The following is a 15,671-nucleotide window of genomic DNA, read 5'->3' as shown; positions in this document are numbered from 1 at the left end:
CGGGCGTCGGTTGGATCACAGCCTTCGGCTGCGCCTGCACACGGTGGTCCGTAGGTCACTTTTTAAGCTATACTCGCCGCCCTTTTTTGAATCATCGCCAGGCGATTTCCCATGACCAGACAGGCCGCCGAAGTCGCGAAACGCCGCACTTTCGCCATTATTTCCCACCCCGATGCCGGTAAGACCACCATCACCGAGAAGCTCTTGCTGATGGGCAAGGCGATTGCGGTAGCCGGCACGGTGAAATCTCGCAAATCCGACCGCCATGCCACCTCCGACTGGATGGAAATGGAAAAACAACGGGGTATTTCCATTACCACGTCGGTCATGCAGTTCCCGTATCGCGACCACATGGTCAACCTGCTCGACACCCCGGGCCACGAAGACTTCTCCGAAGACACCTACCGCACCCTGACCGCGGTGGACTCGGCGCTGATGGTGCTCGACGGCGGTAAAGGTGTAGAGCCTCGCACCATCGCCCTGATGGATGTCTGCCGTCTGCGTGACACGCCGATCGTCAGCTTCATCAACAAACTTGACCGCGACATCCGCGACCCGATCGAACTGCTCGACGAAATCGAAGCGGTCCTGAAGATCAAGGCCGCACCGATCACCTGGCCGATCGGTTGCTACCGCGACTTCAAGGGTGTTTATCACCTCGCCGACGACTACATCATCGTCTACACCGCTGGTCACGGCCACGAGCGCACCGAAACCAAAATCATCGAGAAGCTCGACTCCGCTGAAGCCCGCGCGCACCTGGGTGACGAGTACGAGCGTTTCATCGAACAGCTGGAACTGGTGCAGGGCGCCTGCCATGAATTCAACCAGCAGGAATTCCTCGACGGTCAACTGACCCCGGTGTTCTTCGGTACTGCGCTGGGCAACTTCGGTGTCGATCACGTGCTCGACGCCGTGGTCGACTGGGCGCCGCAACCGCTGGCCCGTGTCGCCAACGAGCGCACCGTCGAGCCGGTTGAAGAGAAATTCTCAGGCTTCGTGTTCAAGATCCAGGCGAACATGGACCCGAAACACCGCGACCGCATCGCTTTCATGCGCATCTGTTCCGGCAAGTACGAAAAAGGCATGAAGATGCGCCATGTGCGCACCGGCAAGGACGTACGGATCGGCGATGCGCTGACCTTCTTCTCCTCCGAACGTGAGCAACTGGAAGAAGCGTACGCCGGCGACATTATCGGCCTGCACAACCACGGCACGATCCAGATCGGCGATACCTTCACTGAAGGCGAAACCCTGGGCTTCACCGGCATCCCGCACTTCGCCCCGGAACTGTTTCGCCGCGTACGCCTGCGCGACCCGCTGAAGTCCAAGCAACTGCGTCAGGGCCTGCAACAGCTGGCCGAAGAGGGCGCGACCCAGGTGTTCTTCCCCGAGCGCAGCAACGACATCATTCTCGGCGCCGTCGGTGTGCTGCAGTTCGATGTGGTCGCCAGCCGCTTGAAAGAGGAATACAAGGTCGAGTGTTCGTACGAGCCGATCACGGTTTATTCCGCACGCTGGATCGATTGCAGCGACAAGAAGAAATTCGAGGAATTCACCAACAAGGCTGTGGAAAACCTCGCGCTGGACGGCGGCGGTCACCTGACCTACCTGGCTCCGACCCGGGTCAACCTGGCGCTGATGGAAGAGCGCTGGCCGGATGTGAAGTTCCGTGCGACGCGTGAGCATCATTAAGCGGCAAAGGTGTTGAGTAAGTAAAAAAGCGAAGCCTTGGGGCTTCGCTTTTTTTATGGAAGATGATTTTTTCGGCATAACACTTATTCCAAACCAATCTCCCCTCCAGTTGCATTTTCTGCTACCCGGTAGCGTCCTGTCTGGAGAACCCGGTCAATCGGAACTAAATTTTATTCAGCGCAAGACAGGCACTTAAGCTTCACCAACGAGAAGGATGGAATCGACTATGAGCATTTTTCTACGCATTGTGTTGCTGCTTAAGGTTTTGGTGATGCTGTCCCTCGGCAGTTCGGCGGTCTGGGCCGAATGCGAGGATCATGAGACCCAGGCGTCGAGCGGTCAGGTCGTGCAGGGTGACCTGATGCTGGCCAAATCAGAGTCTGAGCCAGGTGATCTGGCCCAGGGCGGTAGCACGGACGATGACGATCCAGACGCCGACGAGGATGAGGACGACACCCAAGCGTAAATGTCGGACAAAAGAAACCCCCTTCTCCCCCGACTGATGCGTAATCGAAGTAGAAGAGGTTGGTGAACAGGTATCCCCTGTAGGAGCGAGCTCGCTCGCGAAGGCGTCATGCCAGTCAATATCAATGTCGACTGACAGACCGCCTTTTCGAGCAAGCTCGCTCCTACATTTTGGGGTCAGATCATTTTTATGCCGCGCCGTCGAGGAATTGCTCGGCGTAGTGGCAGGCCACCTGGCGGGTGTCGAGCAGGCGCAGGAGCGGTTCTTCGATGGCACAGCGCTCGGTCGCGTACGGGCAACGCTTGTGGAAAGCGCAGCCGGACGGCGGGTTCAGCGGGTTGGGCAGTTCGCCGACGATCTTGATTTTCGGCTTGTCCGGATCCGGGTGGATGGTCGGAGTGGCCGACAGCAGCGCCTGGGTGTACGGGTGCAGGGGACGGGTGTAGATGTCCTCTTTCGGACCCATTTCCACGGGGCGGCCCAGGTACATCACCATCACGTGATCGGCGACGTGGCGCACCACGGCCAGGTTGTGGGAGATGAACACGTACGCCGTGTTGAACTCTTGCTGCAAATCCATGAACAGGTTCAGCACCTGAGCCTGGATCGACACGTCGAGCGCCGAGGTCGGTTCGTCCGCCACCAGCACTTTGGGGTGCAGCATCATCGCGCGGGCCAGGGCAATCCGCTGGCGCTGACCGCCGGAGAACATGTGCGGATAGCGCTGGTAGTGCTCAGGACGCAAGCCCACCTGTTTCATCATCGCTTGAACTTTTTCACGACGTTCGGTAGCCGACAGATTGGTGTTGATCAGCAACGGCTCGGCCAATTGATCACCGATTTTCTGCCGTGGGTTCAGCGACGCGTAAGGGCTCTGGAACACCATCTGCACGTCTTTGCGCAGCTGCTTGCGCTGGGCCTTGTCGGCGCCGGCGACTTCCTGTCCGGCGATTTTCAAGGAACCGGAGGACGGTTCTTCGATCAGCGTCAGGGCGCGGGCCAGGGTGGATTTGCCGCAGCCCGATTCACCGACAACGGCGAGGGTCTTGCCGGCTTCCAGTTCGAACGACACACCGTTAAGGGCGCGCACGGTCGCATGGCCCTTGAACAGGCCACGGGACACTTCGTAGTGACGGGTCAGGTCGCGGGCGGTAAGTACGACGGCCATTACGCCACCTCCTGGTTCAACGGGTAGAAGCAGCGGGCGAGGCTGTTACTTTTCTGATCAAGGGTTGGGCGCTGGGTGCGGCAGTTGTCTTGCACGTACGGGCAGCGCGGCGACAGCAGGCAGCCTTGCGGGCGGTCGTAACGACCGGGAACGATGCCCGGCAGCGTCGACAGGCGCGCAGCGCCCAGGCTGTGTTCTGGAATAGCCTTGAGCAGCGCTTCGCTGTACGGGTGCGCCGGAATGTCGAACAGTTGTGGTACCTGACCGACTTCAACCGCTTGGCCCGCATACATCACGCATACGCGCTGGGCGGTTTCGGCCACGACGGCGAGGTCGTGGGTGATCAGCACCAGGCCCATGTTCTGCTCTTTCTGCAACGCCAGCAGCAGGTCCATGATTTGCGCCTGAATCGTGACGTCGAGCGCGGTGGTCGGTTCGTCAGCGATCAGCAGTTTCGGCTCGCCGGCAATCGCCATGGCAATGGCCACACGCTGGCTCATGCCGCCGGAGAGTTGGTGCGGGTAGGCGTTCATACGACTGGCGGCGCCGGGGATTTCCACTTTTTCCAGCAGCTCGATGGCGCGCTTGCGGGCGTCCTTTCTGGACATTTTCAGGTGCAGGCGCAGCACTTCTTCGATCTGGAAACCGACGGTGTAGCTCGGGTTCAGCGCGGTCATCGGGTCCTGGAAGACCATGGCCAGGTCTTTGCCGACGATTTGCCGACGCTGACGGTTGCTGAGGGTGAGCATGTTCTTGCCGTCGAAATTCAGGGCGTCGGCGGTGACGATCCCCGGATGCTCGATCAGGCCCATCAGCGCCATCATGGTCACGGACTTGCCGGAACCCGATTCGCCGACGATGGCCAGCACTTCGCCCTTGTCCACGGAAATGTCGAGACCGTCGACCACCGGAACGGCGTTGGCGTCGCCGAAGCGAACGTTGAGATTCTTGATTTCTAACAGTGACATTTGAATCTCCTCAGGCGGCGTTCTTGAGTTTCGGGTCCAGCGCATCGCGCAGGCCGTCGCCCATCAAGTTGATTGCCAGCACGCTGAGCAAAATGGTCAAACCAGGCAAGCTCACCACCCACCAGGCGCGTTCGATGTAGTCACGGGCCGAAGCCAGCATGGTGCCCCACTCAGGGGTTGGCGGTTGTACGCCAAGGCCGAGGAAGCCCAGTGCCGCGGCATCGAGAATCGCCGAAGAGAAGCTCAGGGTGGCCTGAACGATCAGCGGCGCCATGCAGTTGGGCAGCACGGTGATGAACATCAGGCGTGGCAGACCGGCACCGGCCAGGCGCGCGGCGGTCACGTAGTCGCGGTTCAGCTCGCCCATCACCGCGGCGCGGGTCAGACGAACATACGACGGCAGGGACACCACGGCGATGGCGATCACGGTGTTGATCAGGCCTGGGCCGAGGATGGCGACAATCGCCACGGCCAGCAGCAAGGACGGCAGGGCCAGCATGATGTCCATCAGACGCATGATGGTCGGGCCGAGCACTCTGGGGAAAAAGCCGGCCAGCAATCCCATCAGAATCCCCGGGATCAGCGACATCACCACAGAAGACAGGCCGATCAGCAGCGACAGGCGCGAGCCGTGAATCAAACGCGACAGCAGGTCGCGGCCCAGTTCATCGGTGCCGAGGAAAAAGCGCCACTGCCCACTCTCGAGCCACACCGGAGGCGTCAGCAGGAAATCACGGTATTGCTCGCTTGGATTGTGCGGCGCAACCCAAGGGGCAAAAATCGCGCAGAACACAACCAGGGTGAAGAACATCAGGCCCGCCACAGCACCTTTGTTCTTCGAAAACGCCTGCCAGAACTCTTTGTACGGTGATGGATACAGCAGGCTTTGATCCACGGTGGAGGTAGAGGCGACTGCTGAGGACGTTGGAATGCTCATGGGTATTTTCCTCAGCGCTGGTGACGAATGCGTGGGTTGGCAAAGCCGTAGAGGATATCCACCACGAAGTTAACCAGGATCACGATGCAGGCAATCAACAAGATGCCGTTTTGCACGACGGGATAGTCCCGGGCGCCGATGGCTTCGATCAGCCACTTGCCGATGCCGGGCCAGGAGAAGATCGTTTCGGTCAGAACCGCGCCAGCCAGCAGTGTGCCGACTTGCAGGCCGACCACGGTCAGTACCGGAATCAACGCGTTGCGCAGGCCGTGGACGAATACGACGCGTGCTGGCGACAGGCCTTTGGCGCGTGCGGTGCGGATGTAGTCTTCACGCAGCACTTCGAGCATGGAGGAGCGGGTCATCCGGGCGATCACCGCCAGCGGAATGGTGCCCAGCACAATGGCAGGCAGGATCAGATGATGCAGGTAGTCGAGCAGTGCACCCGGTTCATCGCTGAGCCACGTATCGATCAGCATGAAGTGGGTTTTGCGTTCTACGTCGATCAACAAGTCGTTTTGCCCGGAAACCGGCGTCCAGCCAAGACTGACCGAGAAGAACATGATCAGGATCAGGCCCCACCAGAAGATTGGCATCGAGTATCCCGTGAGAGAAATGCCCATCACGCCGTGGTCGAACAGTGATCCTCGCTTCAACGCGGCAATAACGCCGGCCAGCAGTCCGAGGACGCCTGCGAATAGCAGGGCCGCCATCGACAGCTCGAAGGTAGCCGGGAACAACTGCGTGAACTCGCTCCAGACGCTTTCACGGGTACGCAGGGATTCGCCGAGATCGCCCTGGGCCAGTTTGCCAATGTAATCCAGGTATTGGGCATACAGGGGTTTGTTCAGACCTAGGCGTTCCATTGCCTGAGCATGCATTTCAGGGTCGACACGACGTTCGCCCATCATCACTTCCACGGGGTCGCCCGGAATCATGCGAATCAACGCGAAAGTCAGCAAGGTGATGCCGAAGAATGTGGGGATCAGTAACCCCAATCGGCGGGCAATAAAACTAAACATCTTGTGTGGTACCTCATCAGCCGGTTAGGCGTGCCCGGCAGCGCTGGGGTCAGCGATGCCGGGCGTTTCTTATCTACTTCACCTGGGTGGTGGCGAAGTTGTTAGTGGTGAGGGGGCTAATGTGATAGCCCTCTACGTTGGTGCGCATTGCGGTGAACATCCGGGTGTGCGCCATGCTGATCCATGGCTGGTCCTGATTGAAAATGGCCTGGGCCTGTTCGTAGAGCGCGGCGCGTTCGGCCGGATCCACTTTGGCCCGTGCCTGGTCGAGCAGTGCCTGGAATTGCTCGTTGCACCAGCGTGCATAGTTTTCGCCGTTCTTGGCAGCCTCACAACTGAGCATAGGCGTCAGGAAGTTATCCGGGTCGCCGTTGTCGCCGGCCCAACCGGCGGACACCATGTCGTGTTCGCCGTTTTTCGCGCGCTTGAGCATTTCGCCCCATTCCATGACACGAATATCGACCTTGATCCCGACCTTGGCCAGATCGGCCTGCATCATTTGCGCGCCGAGCATCGGATTAGGGTTGGTCGGGCCGCCGCCGTTACGGGTGAACAGGGTGAACACGGTGCCATCCGGCACGCCGGCTTCCTTGAGCAGGGCACGAGCCTTGTCGAGGTCACGCGGTGGGTTGGTCAGTTGATAGTTGTAACCCAGCAGGGTCTGCGGGTACGGGTTGACCGCCACTGTGGCATTACCTTTACCGAACAGGGCGGCGACGTAGGCTTCCTTGTCGAACGCGATGTCGATGGCTTTACGTACCCGCACATCGCTCATGTATTTGTGCTGGGTATTCATGGCGATGTAGGACACGGTCATCGCATCCAGTTCTGCGACCTTCAGATTGGTGTCTTTCTTGATGCTCGGGATGTCATCCGGCTTCGGATACAGCGCGATCTGGCACTCGTTGGCCTTGAGTTTTTGCTGGCGTACGTTGTTGTCGGTGGCAATCGCCAGGACCAGCGAGTCAGCCGGTGGCTTGCCACGGAAATAGTCCGAGTTGGCCTTGAAGCGAACCTGGGCATCCTTGGCATAACGCTGGAAGACGAACGGGCCGGTGCCGATGGGCTTGTTGTTCAGGTCGCCGGTCTTGTCGGCCTTGAGCAACTGGTCGGCGTACTCGGCGGAGTAGATCGAGGAGAAGGCCATGGCGATGTCGGCCAGGAACGGCGCTTCGCGGCGGGTCAGGGTGAATTTGACCGTGTTGTCGTCGACTTTCTCTACGCTTTTGAGCAGTTCCTTGAAGCCCATGCTCTCAAAGTACGGGAAGCCCACGCTCGACAGCTTGTGCCATGGGTGATTCGGGTCCAACTGACGCTGGAAGCTCCAGACCACGTCGTCGGCGTTCATGTCGCGGGTCGGCTTGAAGTATTCGGTGGTGTGAAACTTGACGCCTTTGCGCAGCTGGAACGTGTAGGTCAGGCCGTCTTCACTGATGTCCCAGGATTCGGCCAGCGCCGGAATCACTTCAGTGGTGCCGGGCTTGAAGTCCGCCAGGCGATTGAAGATGGTTTCGGCCACCGCATCGGCAGTGACTGCAGTCGTGTACTGGACCATGTCGAAGCCTTCCGGGCTGGCTTCGGTACAGACCACCAAGGGTTTGGCCGAGACGCCAACAGCGACACTCAGCAACGCGGCAGCGATGGCCGCTCGTAGGGGAAGCATTTTCATCAAGAACCCTCTGCAATCGGTTGAACAGGAAAAAACCGAACGGCCGACTCGTCATGAGTCAGCCGCCGACGTGCGTTTTACAAAATGTTGAACGGGATGGTGGTCACGAGACGGAACTCGTTGAGGCTGCCATCCGCCTGGTTTTCGCTGGCGCGGTGCGCGGTGTAAGTCGCACGGATAGCAGTGGCCTTGAGCGGGCCGCTCTGTACCGCGTACGAAGCGCCGATGCCGTATTCGTAGTGGTGCTCGTCGTCCATCTCCGTCAAACCGGAGTAGCCGGTGCTGTTGTAGTGAGTACCGTCGATACCCCAGCCACGAGCCTGGTAGATGTTGAACTTCAGGCCTGGCACACCGTATTCGGCCATGTTCAGGCCGTAGGCGATCTGGAAGGATTTCTCGTTCGGGCCGTTGAAGTCCGACAGCAGGGAGTTGGCCAGGTAGATACCGTTGGTTTCGTGCAGGTAGTCGAAGTACTCGTTGCCGTTCACTTCCTGGTACGAGAAGGTCAGGGTGTGAGCCGTGTGAGTCAGGCCGAACGACAGGGAGTAGGTGTCGTTGTCGATCTGGCCGAGCTTGGCTTTGCCTTCGTCCACGGTTTTGTAGTAATTCAGGCCGGTGGTCAGGCTCAGGATCGAGCTGTCGCCCAGTACATGACTGGCGCCGAAGTAGTACTGGTTCCACAGGTCTTCGGCCTGGGTGCCCCACAGGCTGGTGGTCAGGCTGGCGAACGGCTGGTAGGTGATGCCGGCAGTATGGACGTGATCGGCTTCGGCATTGGTGTCGCCGTATTCGGAACGGAACTTGCGCTGGCTTTGTTCGGTACGCGGAGAGTTGCGGTCGAAAGTGCCGAGGTCGAAGGTCAGGTTTTCCAGCTCTTCACTGTGCAGGGTCACACCTTCGAAGCTCGAAGGCAGGGCGCGGTTACCGATGACATCGACCATCGGGCTGCTGAAGTTCTGGCGACCGGCGGTCAGCGTGGTGTTGGAGATACGGGCCTTGACGTTGGCCAGGCCCAGTTTGCTCCACTGGCCGACGGCGTCGCCGCCTTCTTCGGTCAGGGTACGGTTGTTGCCCGCGCCAGGACGCGTGGTTGGCGCACCGCCGTTATTGGAGGCCAGGTTTTTGCGGTCACGTTCCAGGGCAATGGCGTTGTAGGCCGCTACTTCGGTGCTGAAACCAACGGTGCCTTCAGTGAAGCCCGAGTTGTACTTGATGATCGTGCCTTGCAGCCAGTTGATACGACGGTCGGTCTGACGAGTTTCACCATTCTGGCGGTAGTTGAGAGTCGCACCCCGCTTGAAATGCTCATTGGCGTACCAGTTACGCGTGCTGCCGGTGATCGACTGGCCTTCGACAAAGCCAGTGGCTTCGCTTTGGGCGCTCTTCTCTTTCACGGTAACCGGTGTGAACGCCTGGCTCTGGGATTCTGCGTAAGCCGTGGCGGTCACGCTGCTGATGGCCAAGGCCAATAACGCGGTGCTGCTCAGTCTCATGGGTGAAGCTCCTTTCTTTCTCTTTTTTAATACCGGTCTTTTTTGGTGATCCGGCTATTTGGTATTTTTTTACTTATCTCAGGCTTCGCAAACGTTTGCTGTAGGCCGGATTGACGAATTACGGCAACACGCTTGCGTGGGGGCGAAATTCGCCCCCAGCGTTTCTGCTACACGGTTATTGGTCCAGGCTGACGCCCGAGAACACGTTGCGACCGAAAGGACTCACCTTGAATCCTTCGACTTTGGCGCTCAACGGCTGGTTGACCGTCGAGTGGGCGACCGGCGTGATCGGCACCTGCTGTTTGAGGTACTGCTGCGCCTGTTTGTAGAGCACGGTGCGCTGGTCGCGATCGGTCACGACCTTGGCCTGCTTGATCAGCTTGTCGTAAGCCGGATCACACCACATGGAGTAGTTGTTGCCGCCAATGGCATCGCAGCCGTACAGCGTGCCGAGCCAGTTGTCCGGGTCTCCATTGTCACCGGTCCAGCCAATCAGGCTGATGTCGTGCTCGCCGTTCTTGGTGCGCTTGATGTACTCGCCCCATTCGTAGCTGACGATCTTGACCTTGAGGCCGACCTTCGCCCAATCCGCCTGGAGCATTTCGGCCATCAACTTGGCATTGGGGTTGTACGGACGCTGAACCGGCATCGCCCAGAGGGTGATTTCGGTGCCTTCCTTCACGCCGGCAGCCTTGAGCAGCTCCTTGGCTTTTTCCGGGTTGTAGGCGGCGTCTTTAATCGTCTCGTCGTAGGACCACTGGGTCGGTGGCATGGCGTTGACCGCCAGTTGACCGGCGCCTTGGTAGACGGCGTTGAGAATGCCTTGCTTGTTCACCGCCATGTCCAGCGCCTGGCGCACTTCGAGCTGGTCGAAAGGCTTGTGCCGAACGTTATAGGCGATGTAACCGAGGTTGAAGCCGGGTTTCTCGATCAGTTGCAGTTTCGGATCATTCTTGAGTGCGGTCACGTCGGCGGGACGCGGGTGCAGGGTGATCTGGCATTCATTGGCCTTGAGTTTCTGCACGCGCACCGAGGCGTCGGTGTTGATGGCAAAAATCAGGTTGTCGAGCTTGACCCGGCTCGGGTCCCAATACTGCGTGTTGCCGCTGTAACGGATGTTGGAGTCTTTCTGGTAGCTCTTGAACACGAACGGCCCGGTGCCGATCGGCTTCTGGTTGATATCGCTCGGCTTGCCTTCGGCCAGTAGTTTTTCGGCGTACTCGGCGGACAGGATGGCGGCGAAGCTCATGGCGATGTTCTGGATGAACGCGGCGTCGACATTGTTGAGCGTCACCACCACGGTCAGCGGCCCGGTCTTTTCGACCTTGGCGATGTTCTTGTTCAGGCTCATCCCGTTGAAATACGGGAACTCGGTCGGATAAGCCTTACGGAAGGGCTGCTGCGGATCGAGCATGCGATTGAACGTGAACAGCACGTCATCGGCGTTGAAATCGCGAGTCGGCGTGAAGTACTTGGTCGTATGAAACTTCACCCCTTCGCGCAGGTGAAAGGTGTACTTGAGGCCGTCCTCGGAAATATCCCAGCTCGTTGCCAGGCCAGGTACGACGTTGGTGGCGCCTTTTTCAAACTCTGCCAAACGGTTGTACAGCGGCTCGGCGGCGTCGTTATCGGTCGCGGTGGTGTACTGCGCGGTGTCGAAACCGGCGGGGCTGCCTTCGGAGCAGAACACCAGGCTGTTGTTGGCGGCCTGGCTGATGGAAGTGGCGGCCAGCAGGCTGGTGCCCAGCAATGCGGATAAAACCAAGGTATGGCGCATGACGCTCCCTCTTTTTGTCGTGTTATTCAATGCGCCGCGATCCCGTCCGGGGACGTTGTGGCTGCATTGAGCTCAAACCAATACGGGCAACAAACCGATAGCCCACGCAGTCACTGGTCAGAACCCGACGGTAGGTGCCGTGGGTCTGGCAGTAAATGCGCTGAGTCCTAAAGACTCGTAGGAAAAGGCAACGCGTCCTAAACCACTGTGGTAAGACCGAGTGGAAATGGATGTAGGCAAATTCCTAACTTCTCGGCAGAAAAAAGCAGCGGCGACGCTGAAAAACGTCGCCGCTGCCTTTTCTTACTTGCTGACGCTGACGCCGTAGAAGGACATCAGGCCGAATGGACTGATCTTGAAGTCCTGCACGTTGGCGCGCATGGGTTGGAACACCGTCGAGTGAGCGATAGGTGTGTATGGAACAGCATCTTTGAGGACGTGTTGCGCCTGTTTGTACAGTTCGGTGCGCTTGGCCTGATCGGTGGTGCGCTTGGCTTCCTTGACGAGGCCGTCGAATTTCTTGTCGCACCATTTGGAGAAGTTGTTGCCCTGCAGCGAGTCGCAGCCGAACAGCACGTTGAGCCAGTTGTCCGGGTCACCGTTGTCGCCGCTCCAGCCAATCAGCATGCCCTGGTTCTCGCCGCCCTTGGAGCGCTTGATGTACTCGCCCCACTCGTAGCTCTGGATCTTCACGTTCAGACCGATTTTCTTCCAGTCGGACTGGAGCATCTCAGCCATCAGCTTGGCGTTCGGGTTGTACGGGCGCTGCACTGGCATCGCCCACAGAACGATTTCGGTGCCTTCCTTCACGCCGGCTTCCTTGAGCAGCGCTTTGGCTTTCTCAGGGTTGTACGGCGCATCCTTGATGGTGGTGTCGTAGGACCATTGGGTCGGAGGCATGGCGTTGACGGCCAGTTGGCCGGCGCCCTGGTAAACCGAGTCGATGATTTGCGGCTTGTTGACGGCCATGTCCAGTGCCTGACGAACTCGCAGGTCGGCCAGCGGGTTCGGCTCGTTGCTGCCCTTGACCTTGTCCATCACGTTGTAGGCGATGTAGCCCAGGTTGAAACCGGCCTGCTCAGGCATCTTCAGTGCTTTATCTTCTTTGAGCGCTTTCAGGTCGGCCGGACGAGGGAACAGGGTGATCTGGCACTCGTTTTTCTTCAGCTTCTGGATACGCACCGACGGGTCGGTGGTAATGGCGAAGATCAGGTTGTCGATCTTGACGTCGTCAGGCTTCCAGTAATCCTTGTTCCCGGTGTAGCGGATGTTGGCGTCTTTCTGGTAGCTCTTGAACACGAACGGGCCGGTGCCGACCGGTTTCTGGTTGATGTCGGCAGCCTTGCCTTCCTTGAGCAGCTGGGCGGCGTACTCGGCGGACTGGATTGAGGCGAAGCTCATGGCCATGTTCTGGATGAACGCGGCGTCTACCTCTTTGAGGGTGAACTTGACGGTGTGATCGTCGACTTTATCGATCTTGGTGATGTTGGTGTCCATCCCCATGTCGGTGAAGTACGGGAATTCGGTCGGGTACGCCTTACGGAACGGATCATCCTTGTTAATCATGCGATTGAAGGTGAACAGCACGTCGTCGGCGTTGAACTCACGAGTCGGCTTGAAATACGGGGTGGTGTGGAACTTGACGCCTTCACGCAGGTGGAAGGTGTAGGTCAGGCCGTCATCGGAGATGTCCCACTTGGTCGCCAGGCCAGGAATCACGGCGGTGCCGCCGCGCTCGAACTGGGTCAGGCGGTTGAACATGGTTTCTGCAGAGGCGTCGAAGTCGGTTCCGGTGGTGTATTGGCCAGGGTCGAAACCGGCCGGGCTCCCTTCGGAGCAATACACCAGGTTAGTCGCAGCGACGGCGAAAGGTGCGGAGGCTAACAAGCCTGCGCCGACTAAAAACGGAATGACCGCGTGTTTAAGCATGTTGGCCTCATGATTTGTTGTCATTTTTGATTGTGAGGTACGACCTCGTGAGTCGTGCCTGCGGATACTTATGCAGGGGCCATACCCAATGCAAGATCCTGAATGGCTTCAAGTCTTAAAGAGTGGCACGAACGTACCTTAATGTCGCATATGTGTAAAAATAGAGGTATTTGACCGTTTGCGCAGGTTTTTTACGGTGCAAATCACGCACCAATAAGGGGCGACCTGGGCGTCTGGCGCACCCGGTTGGAGCCGGGTGTTACTTATTTATACCCACGCCATAGAAGGGGGTGAGGCCAAACGGGCTGATCTTGAAGTCGGTGACTTCCTTGCGCAGTGGCTGGAACACCGTCGAGTTGGCAATCGGTGTGATAGGTACTTGTTGTTTAAGGATTTGCTGCGCCTGTTGGTACAGATTGACCCGCTGCTGTTTGTCCGTGGACACCTTGGCTTGTTGCACCAGTTTGTCGTAGGCCGGGTCACACCATTTGGCGTAGTTGCTACCTTTCACCGCAGCGCAGCTGTAAAGCACGCCGAGCCAGTTGTCTGGGTCACCGTTGTCGCCGGTCCAGCCATAGATCATCGCGTCGTGCTCACCATTCTTGGCGCGCTTGATGTATTCGCCCCATTCATAGCTGACGATGTTGGCCTTGATGCCGACTTTCTCCCAATCCTGCTGGATCATCTGTGCCGACATCCGCGCATTGGGGTTGGAGGCGCGCTGCACGGTCATGGCCCACAAATCGATGGTGGTGCCGGGGGCAACCCCTGCTTCTTTCAGTAGCGCGCGGGCTTTGGTCGGGTCGTGGGGCGCGTCCTTGATGCTCGGGTCATACGACCATTGCGCCGGTGGCAAAGCGTTCTGCGCCAGTTGCCCGGCACTCTGGTAAACCGCCTTGATGATCGCCGGCTTGTCGATGGCCATGTCCAGCGCCTGACGCACCTTGAGCTGGTCCAGCGGCGGGTGGGTCACGTTGTAGGCGAGAAAGCCGAGGTTGAAACCGGCTTGCTTGAGCACGGTCAGGTTCGGGTCTTTCTCCATCACTTCGATGTCCGCCGGGCGCGGGTAGCCGCTGACCTGACACTCGCCGGCCTTGAGCCTTTGCAAGCGCACGGCGGCGTCCGGGGTGATCGAGAAAATCAGGTTGTCGAGTTTCACGTCCTCGGGTTTCCAGTAGGCCTTGTTGGCGGCGTAGCGAATTTGCGAGTCCTTTTGGTAGCGCTTGAACACGAACGGGCCGGTGCCGACCGGTTTCTGGTTGAGGTCGGCAGCTTTACCTTCCTTTAACAGTTGTGCGGCGTATTCGGCGGACTGCACCGAGGCGAAGCTCATGGCGAGGTTTTGCACGAACGCGGCGTCGACGTTGTTCAGGCTGAAGCGCACGGTGTGGTCGTCGAGCTTGTCGATGCTTTTGATCGTGGTGTTCAGGCCCATGTCGGTGAAGTATGGCGACTCGGCGGGGTAGGCTTTGCGAAAGGCATTTTCCGGGTCGAGCAGGCGCTGGAAAGTGAACAGCACGTCGTCGGCGTTGAAATCGCGGGTGGGGGTGAAGTAGTCGGTGGTGTGGAATTTCACCCCGTCGCGCAGGTGGAAGGTATAGGCCAGACCGTCCTTCGAGACCTCCCAGCTTGTGGCCAGGCCGGGTTCGATCTCGGTGCCGCCGCGTTTGAATTGGGTGAGGCGGTTGAAGAGGGTTTCGGCCGAGGCGTCGAAGTCGGTGCCGCTGGTGTATTGGCTGGGGTCGAAGCCGGCGGGGCTGGCTTCGGAGCAGTAGACCAGGGTGGTGGCGGCTTGGGCGGTTTGTGCGAGTGATGCGGTTGTGGCGAGGGCGAGTGCGAGCAGAAGTGGTTTGACGGTGGTTCTATCCATGGAGTCCCCGAGGGCGTGGCGGCGATGTTTTCCTGAGGGTAGCGTTGTTGGCGGGGAGTGTGGAAATATCGTTTTTTGAGGGGGACCCCTCTATCTGGGCATAGTTGGCCGGTTTTTTCGTTGATCTTTGACCTTGATCTTGGCGGCCTGACAGTCTCAATCTCCCCCAGATGTACGCCGTCCTACTGTAGGGGCGAGGCTTGCCCGCGAAGGCGGCAGATCAGCCAGCACATATCCTTAGGCAGGAACTGAAATCCCACAGGGAAGATTTGGAATGACTCGAATTGTTGAAATCCTGATGTACACCTTGAAACCGGGATCAGGATTGGATTTCCATCGAATAATGCGGGAAGTAAGCGTTCCGCTTCACTTAAAGGCGGGTATGGATGTTGTTTCTTATGGCGGCTCTTTGCATGACGATGACAGCTATCACTTAATTCGCTCCTACGAGAGCGAGAGTCATCGGCAAGCCTCTCAAGATCTTTTTTACTCAAGTACTGATTGGAAGCAAGGTCCGAGAGCAGACATCATCAGTCGGATTGAGGTAAGCACAACGACTGTCATGACGCTCACTCAAGAGGCGATTGATGCCATCAGAGCTTCCCATAAATCTATCCAGAGCTGATGCTCAATCAGCATAGGCATTCACTGACATTTACCATGTTGTCGGTGAATCG

The 15,671-nt window shown here is 58.5% G+C and carries 12 protein-coding genes; 3 read left to right on the top strand and 9 right to left on the bottom strand.

What is annotated here, in order from left to right; all coding sequences use genetic code 11:
• Positions 1–111 precede the first annotated feature (111 nt).
• Positions 112–1,695 (top strand): peptide chain release factor 3, encoded by a 1,584-nt coding sequence (locus HCU66_RS22520; RefSeq protein WP_205890640.1) that lies wholly within the window; start codon positions 112–114, stop codon positions 1,693–1,695.
• Between the two features lie 226 nt (positions 1,696–1,921).
• Positions 1,922–2,161 carry a hypothetical protein gene (locus HCU66_RS22515; protein ID WP_205890639.1) on the top strand — a complete coding sequence of 80 codons (240 nt, stop codon included), beginning with the start codon at positions 1,922–1,924 and terminating at the stop codon, positions 2,159–2,161.
• Between the two features lie 187 nt (positions 2,162–2,348).
• Here the strand turns inward: HCU66_RS22515 and HCU66_RS22510 are convergent, their stop codons facing one another.
• From HCU66_RS22510 to HCU66_RS22470, 9 genes are all read right to left on the bottom strand, one after another.
• On the bottom strand, positions 2,349–3,329 hold the full coding sequence (locus HCU66_RS22510) for a peptide ABC transporter ATP-binding protein (RefSeq protein ID WP_205890638.1): 981 nt from the start codon (positions 3,327–3,329) through the stop codon (positions 2,349–2,351).
• A complete protein-coding gene (locus HCU66_RS22505) occupies positions 3,329–4,297 on the bottom strand; it encodes an ABC transporter ATP-binding protein (protein ID WP_205890637.1) in 969 nt (322 codons plus the stop codon). Before HCU66_RS22505 ends, HCU66_RS22510 begins: the two co-directional genes overlap by 1 nt.
• Before the next feature lie 10 nt (positions 4,298–4,307).
• Positions 4,308–5,234, bottom strand: a complete 927-nt coding sequence (locus tag HCU66_RS22500) for an ABC transporter permease subunit (protein ID WP_205890636.1) — start codon at positions 5,232–5,234, stop codon at positions 4,308–4,310.
• A gap of 11 nt (positions 5,235–5,245) precedes the next feature.
• Positions 5,246–6,256 (bottom strand): ABC transporter permease subunit, encoded by a 1,011-nt coding sequence (locus tag HCU66_RS22495; RefSeq protein WP_205890635.1) that lies wholly within the window; start codon positions 6,254–6,256, stop codon positions 5,246–5,248.
• 73 nt (positions 6,257–6,329) lie between these two features.
• Positions 6,330–7,925: an ABC transporter substrate-binding protein gene (locus tag HCU66_RS22490; protein ID WP_205890634.1), complete on the bottom strand. Its 1,596-nt coding sequence runs from the start codon at positions 7,923–7,925 to the stop codon at positions 6,330–6,332.
• A 77-nt stretch (positions 7,926–8,002) separates the two neighbouring features.
• The gene (locus HCU66_RS22485) at positions 8,003–9,418 is read right to left on the bottom strand and encodes an OprD family porin (RefSeq protein WP_205890633.1); all 1,416 of its coding nucleotides are present in this window, start codon (positions 9,416–9,418) and stop codon (positions 8,003–8,005) included.
• Between the two features lie 175 nt (positions 9,419–9,593).
• Positions 9,594–11,195: an ABC transporter substrate-binding protein gene (locus HCU66_RS22480; protein WP_205890632.1), complete on the bottom strand. Its 1,602-nt coding sequence runs from the start codon at positions 11,193–11,195 to the stop codon at positions 9,594–9,596.
• A 303-nt stretch (positions 11,196–11,498) separates the two neighbouring features.
• Complete coding sequence (locus HCU66_RS22475; protein WP_205890631.1) at positions 11,499–13,124, bottom strand: ABC transporter substrate-binding protein; 1,626 nt, start codon at positions 13,122–13,124, stop codon at positions 11,499–11,501.
• A 259-nt stretch (positions 13,125–13,383) separates the two neighbouring features.
• A complete protein-coding gene (locus HCU66_RS22470; RefSeq protein WP_205890630.1) occupies positions 13,384–14,994 on the bottom strand; it encodes an ABC transporter substrate-binding protein in 1,611 nt (536 codons plus the stop codon).
• 274 nt (positions 14,995–15,268) lie between these two features.
• Here HCU66_RS22470 and HCU66_RS22465 point away from each other — a divergent pair, with 274 nt between their 5' ends.
• Positions 15,269–15,619, top strand: a complete 351-nt coding sequence (locus HCU66_RS22465; RefSeq protein ID WP_205890629.1) for an NIPSNAP family protein — start codon at positions 15,269–15,271, stop codon at positions 15,617–15,619.
• Positions 15,620–15,671 lie beyond the last annotated feature (52 nt).

The sequence above is a fragment of the Pseudomonas frederiksbergensis genome (assembly GCF_017114915.1).
Lineage (GTDB): Bacteria > Pseudomonadota > Gammaproteobacteria > Pseudomonadales > Pseudomonadaceae > Aquipseudomonas > Aquipseudomonas frederiksbergensis_I.
This window is presented reverse-complemented; position numbering and strand designations above follow the sequence as displayed.

Coding starts and splice junctions, on each gene's coding strand:
- HCU66_RS22520 (WP_205890640.1), top strand. CDS start 112: ATGACCAGACAGGCCGCCGAAGTCGCGAAACGCCGCACTTTCGCCATT.
- HCU66_RS22515 (WP_205890639.1), top strand. CDS start 1,922: ATGAGCATTTTTCTACGCATTGTGTTGCTGCTTAAGGTTTTGGTGATG.
- HCU66_RS22510 (WP_205890638.1), bottom strand. CDS start 3,329: ATGGCCGTCGTACTTACCGCCCGCGACCTGACCCGTCACTACGAAGTG.
- HCU66_RS22505 (WP_205890637.1), bottom strand. CDS start 4,297: ATGTCACTGTTAGAAATCAAGAATCTCAACGTTCGCTTCGGCGACGCC.
- HCU66_RS22500 (WP_205890636.1), bottom strand. CDS start 5,234: ATGAGCATTCCAACGTCCTCAGCAGTCGCCTCTACCTCCACCGTGGAT.
- HCU66_RS22495 (WP_205890635.1), bottom strand. CDS start 6,256: ATGTTTAGTTTTATTGCCCGCCGATTGGGGTTACTGATCCCCACATTC.
- HCU66_RS22490 (WP_205890634.1), bottom strand. CDS start 7,925: ATGAAAATGCTTCCCCTACGAGCGGCCATCGCTGCCGCGTTGCTGAGT.
- HCU66_RS22485 (WP_205890633.1), bottom strand. CDS start 9,418: ATGAGACTGAGCAGCACCGCGTTATTGGCCTTGGCCATCAGCAGCGTG.
- HCU66_RS22480 (WP_205890632.1), bottom strand. CDS start 11,195: ATGCGCCATACCTTGGTTTTATCCGCATTGCTGGGCACCAGCCTGCTG.
- HCU66_RS22475 (WP_205890631.1), bottom strand. CDS start 13,124: ATGCTTAAACACGCGGTCATTCCGTTTTTAGTCGGCGCAGGCTTGTTA.
- HCU66_RS22470 (WP_205890630.1), bottom strand. CDS start 14,994: ATGGATAGAACCACCGTCAAACCACTTCTGCTCGCACTCGCCCTCGCC.
- HCU66_RS22465 (WP_205890629.1), top strand. CDS start 15,269: ATGACTCGAATTGTTGAAATCCTGATGTACACCTTGAAACCGGGATCA.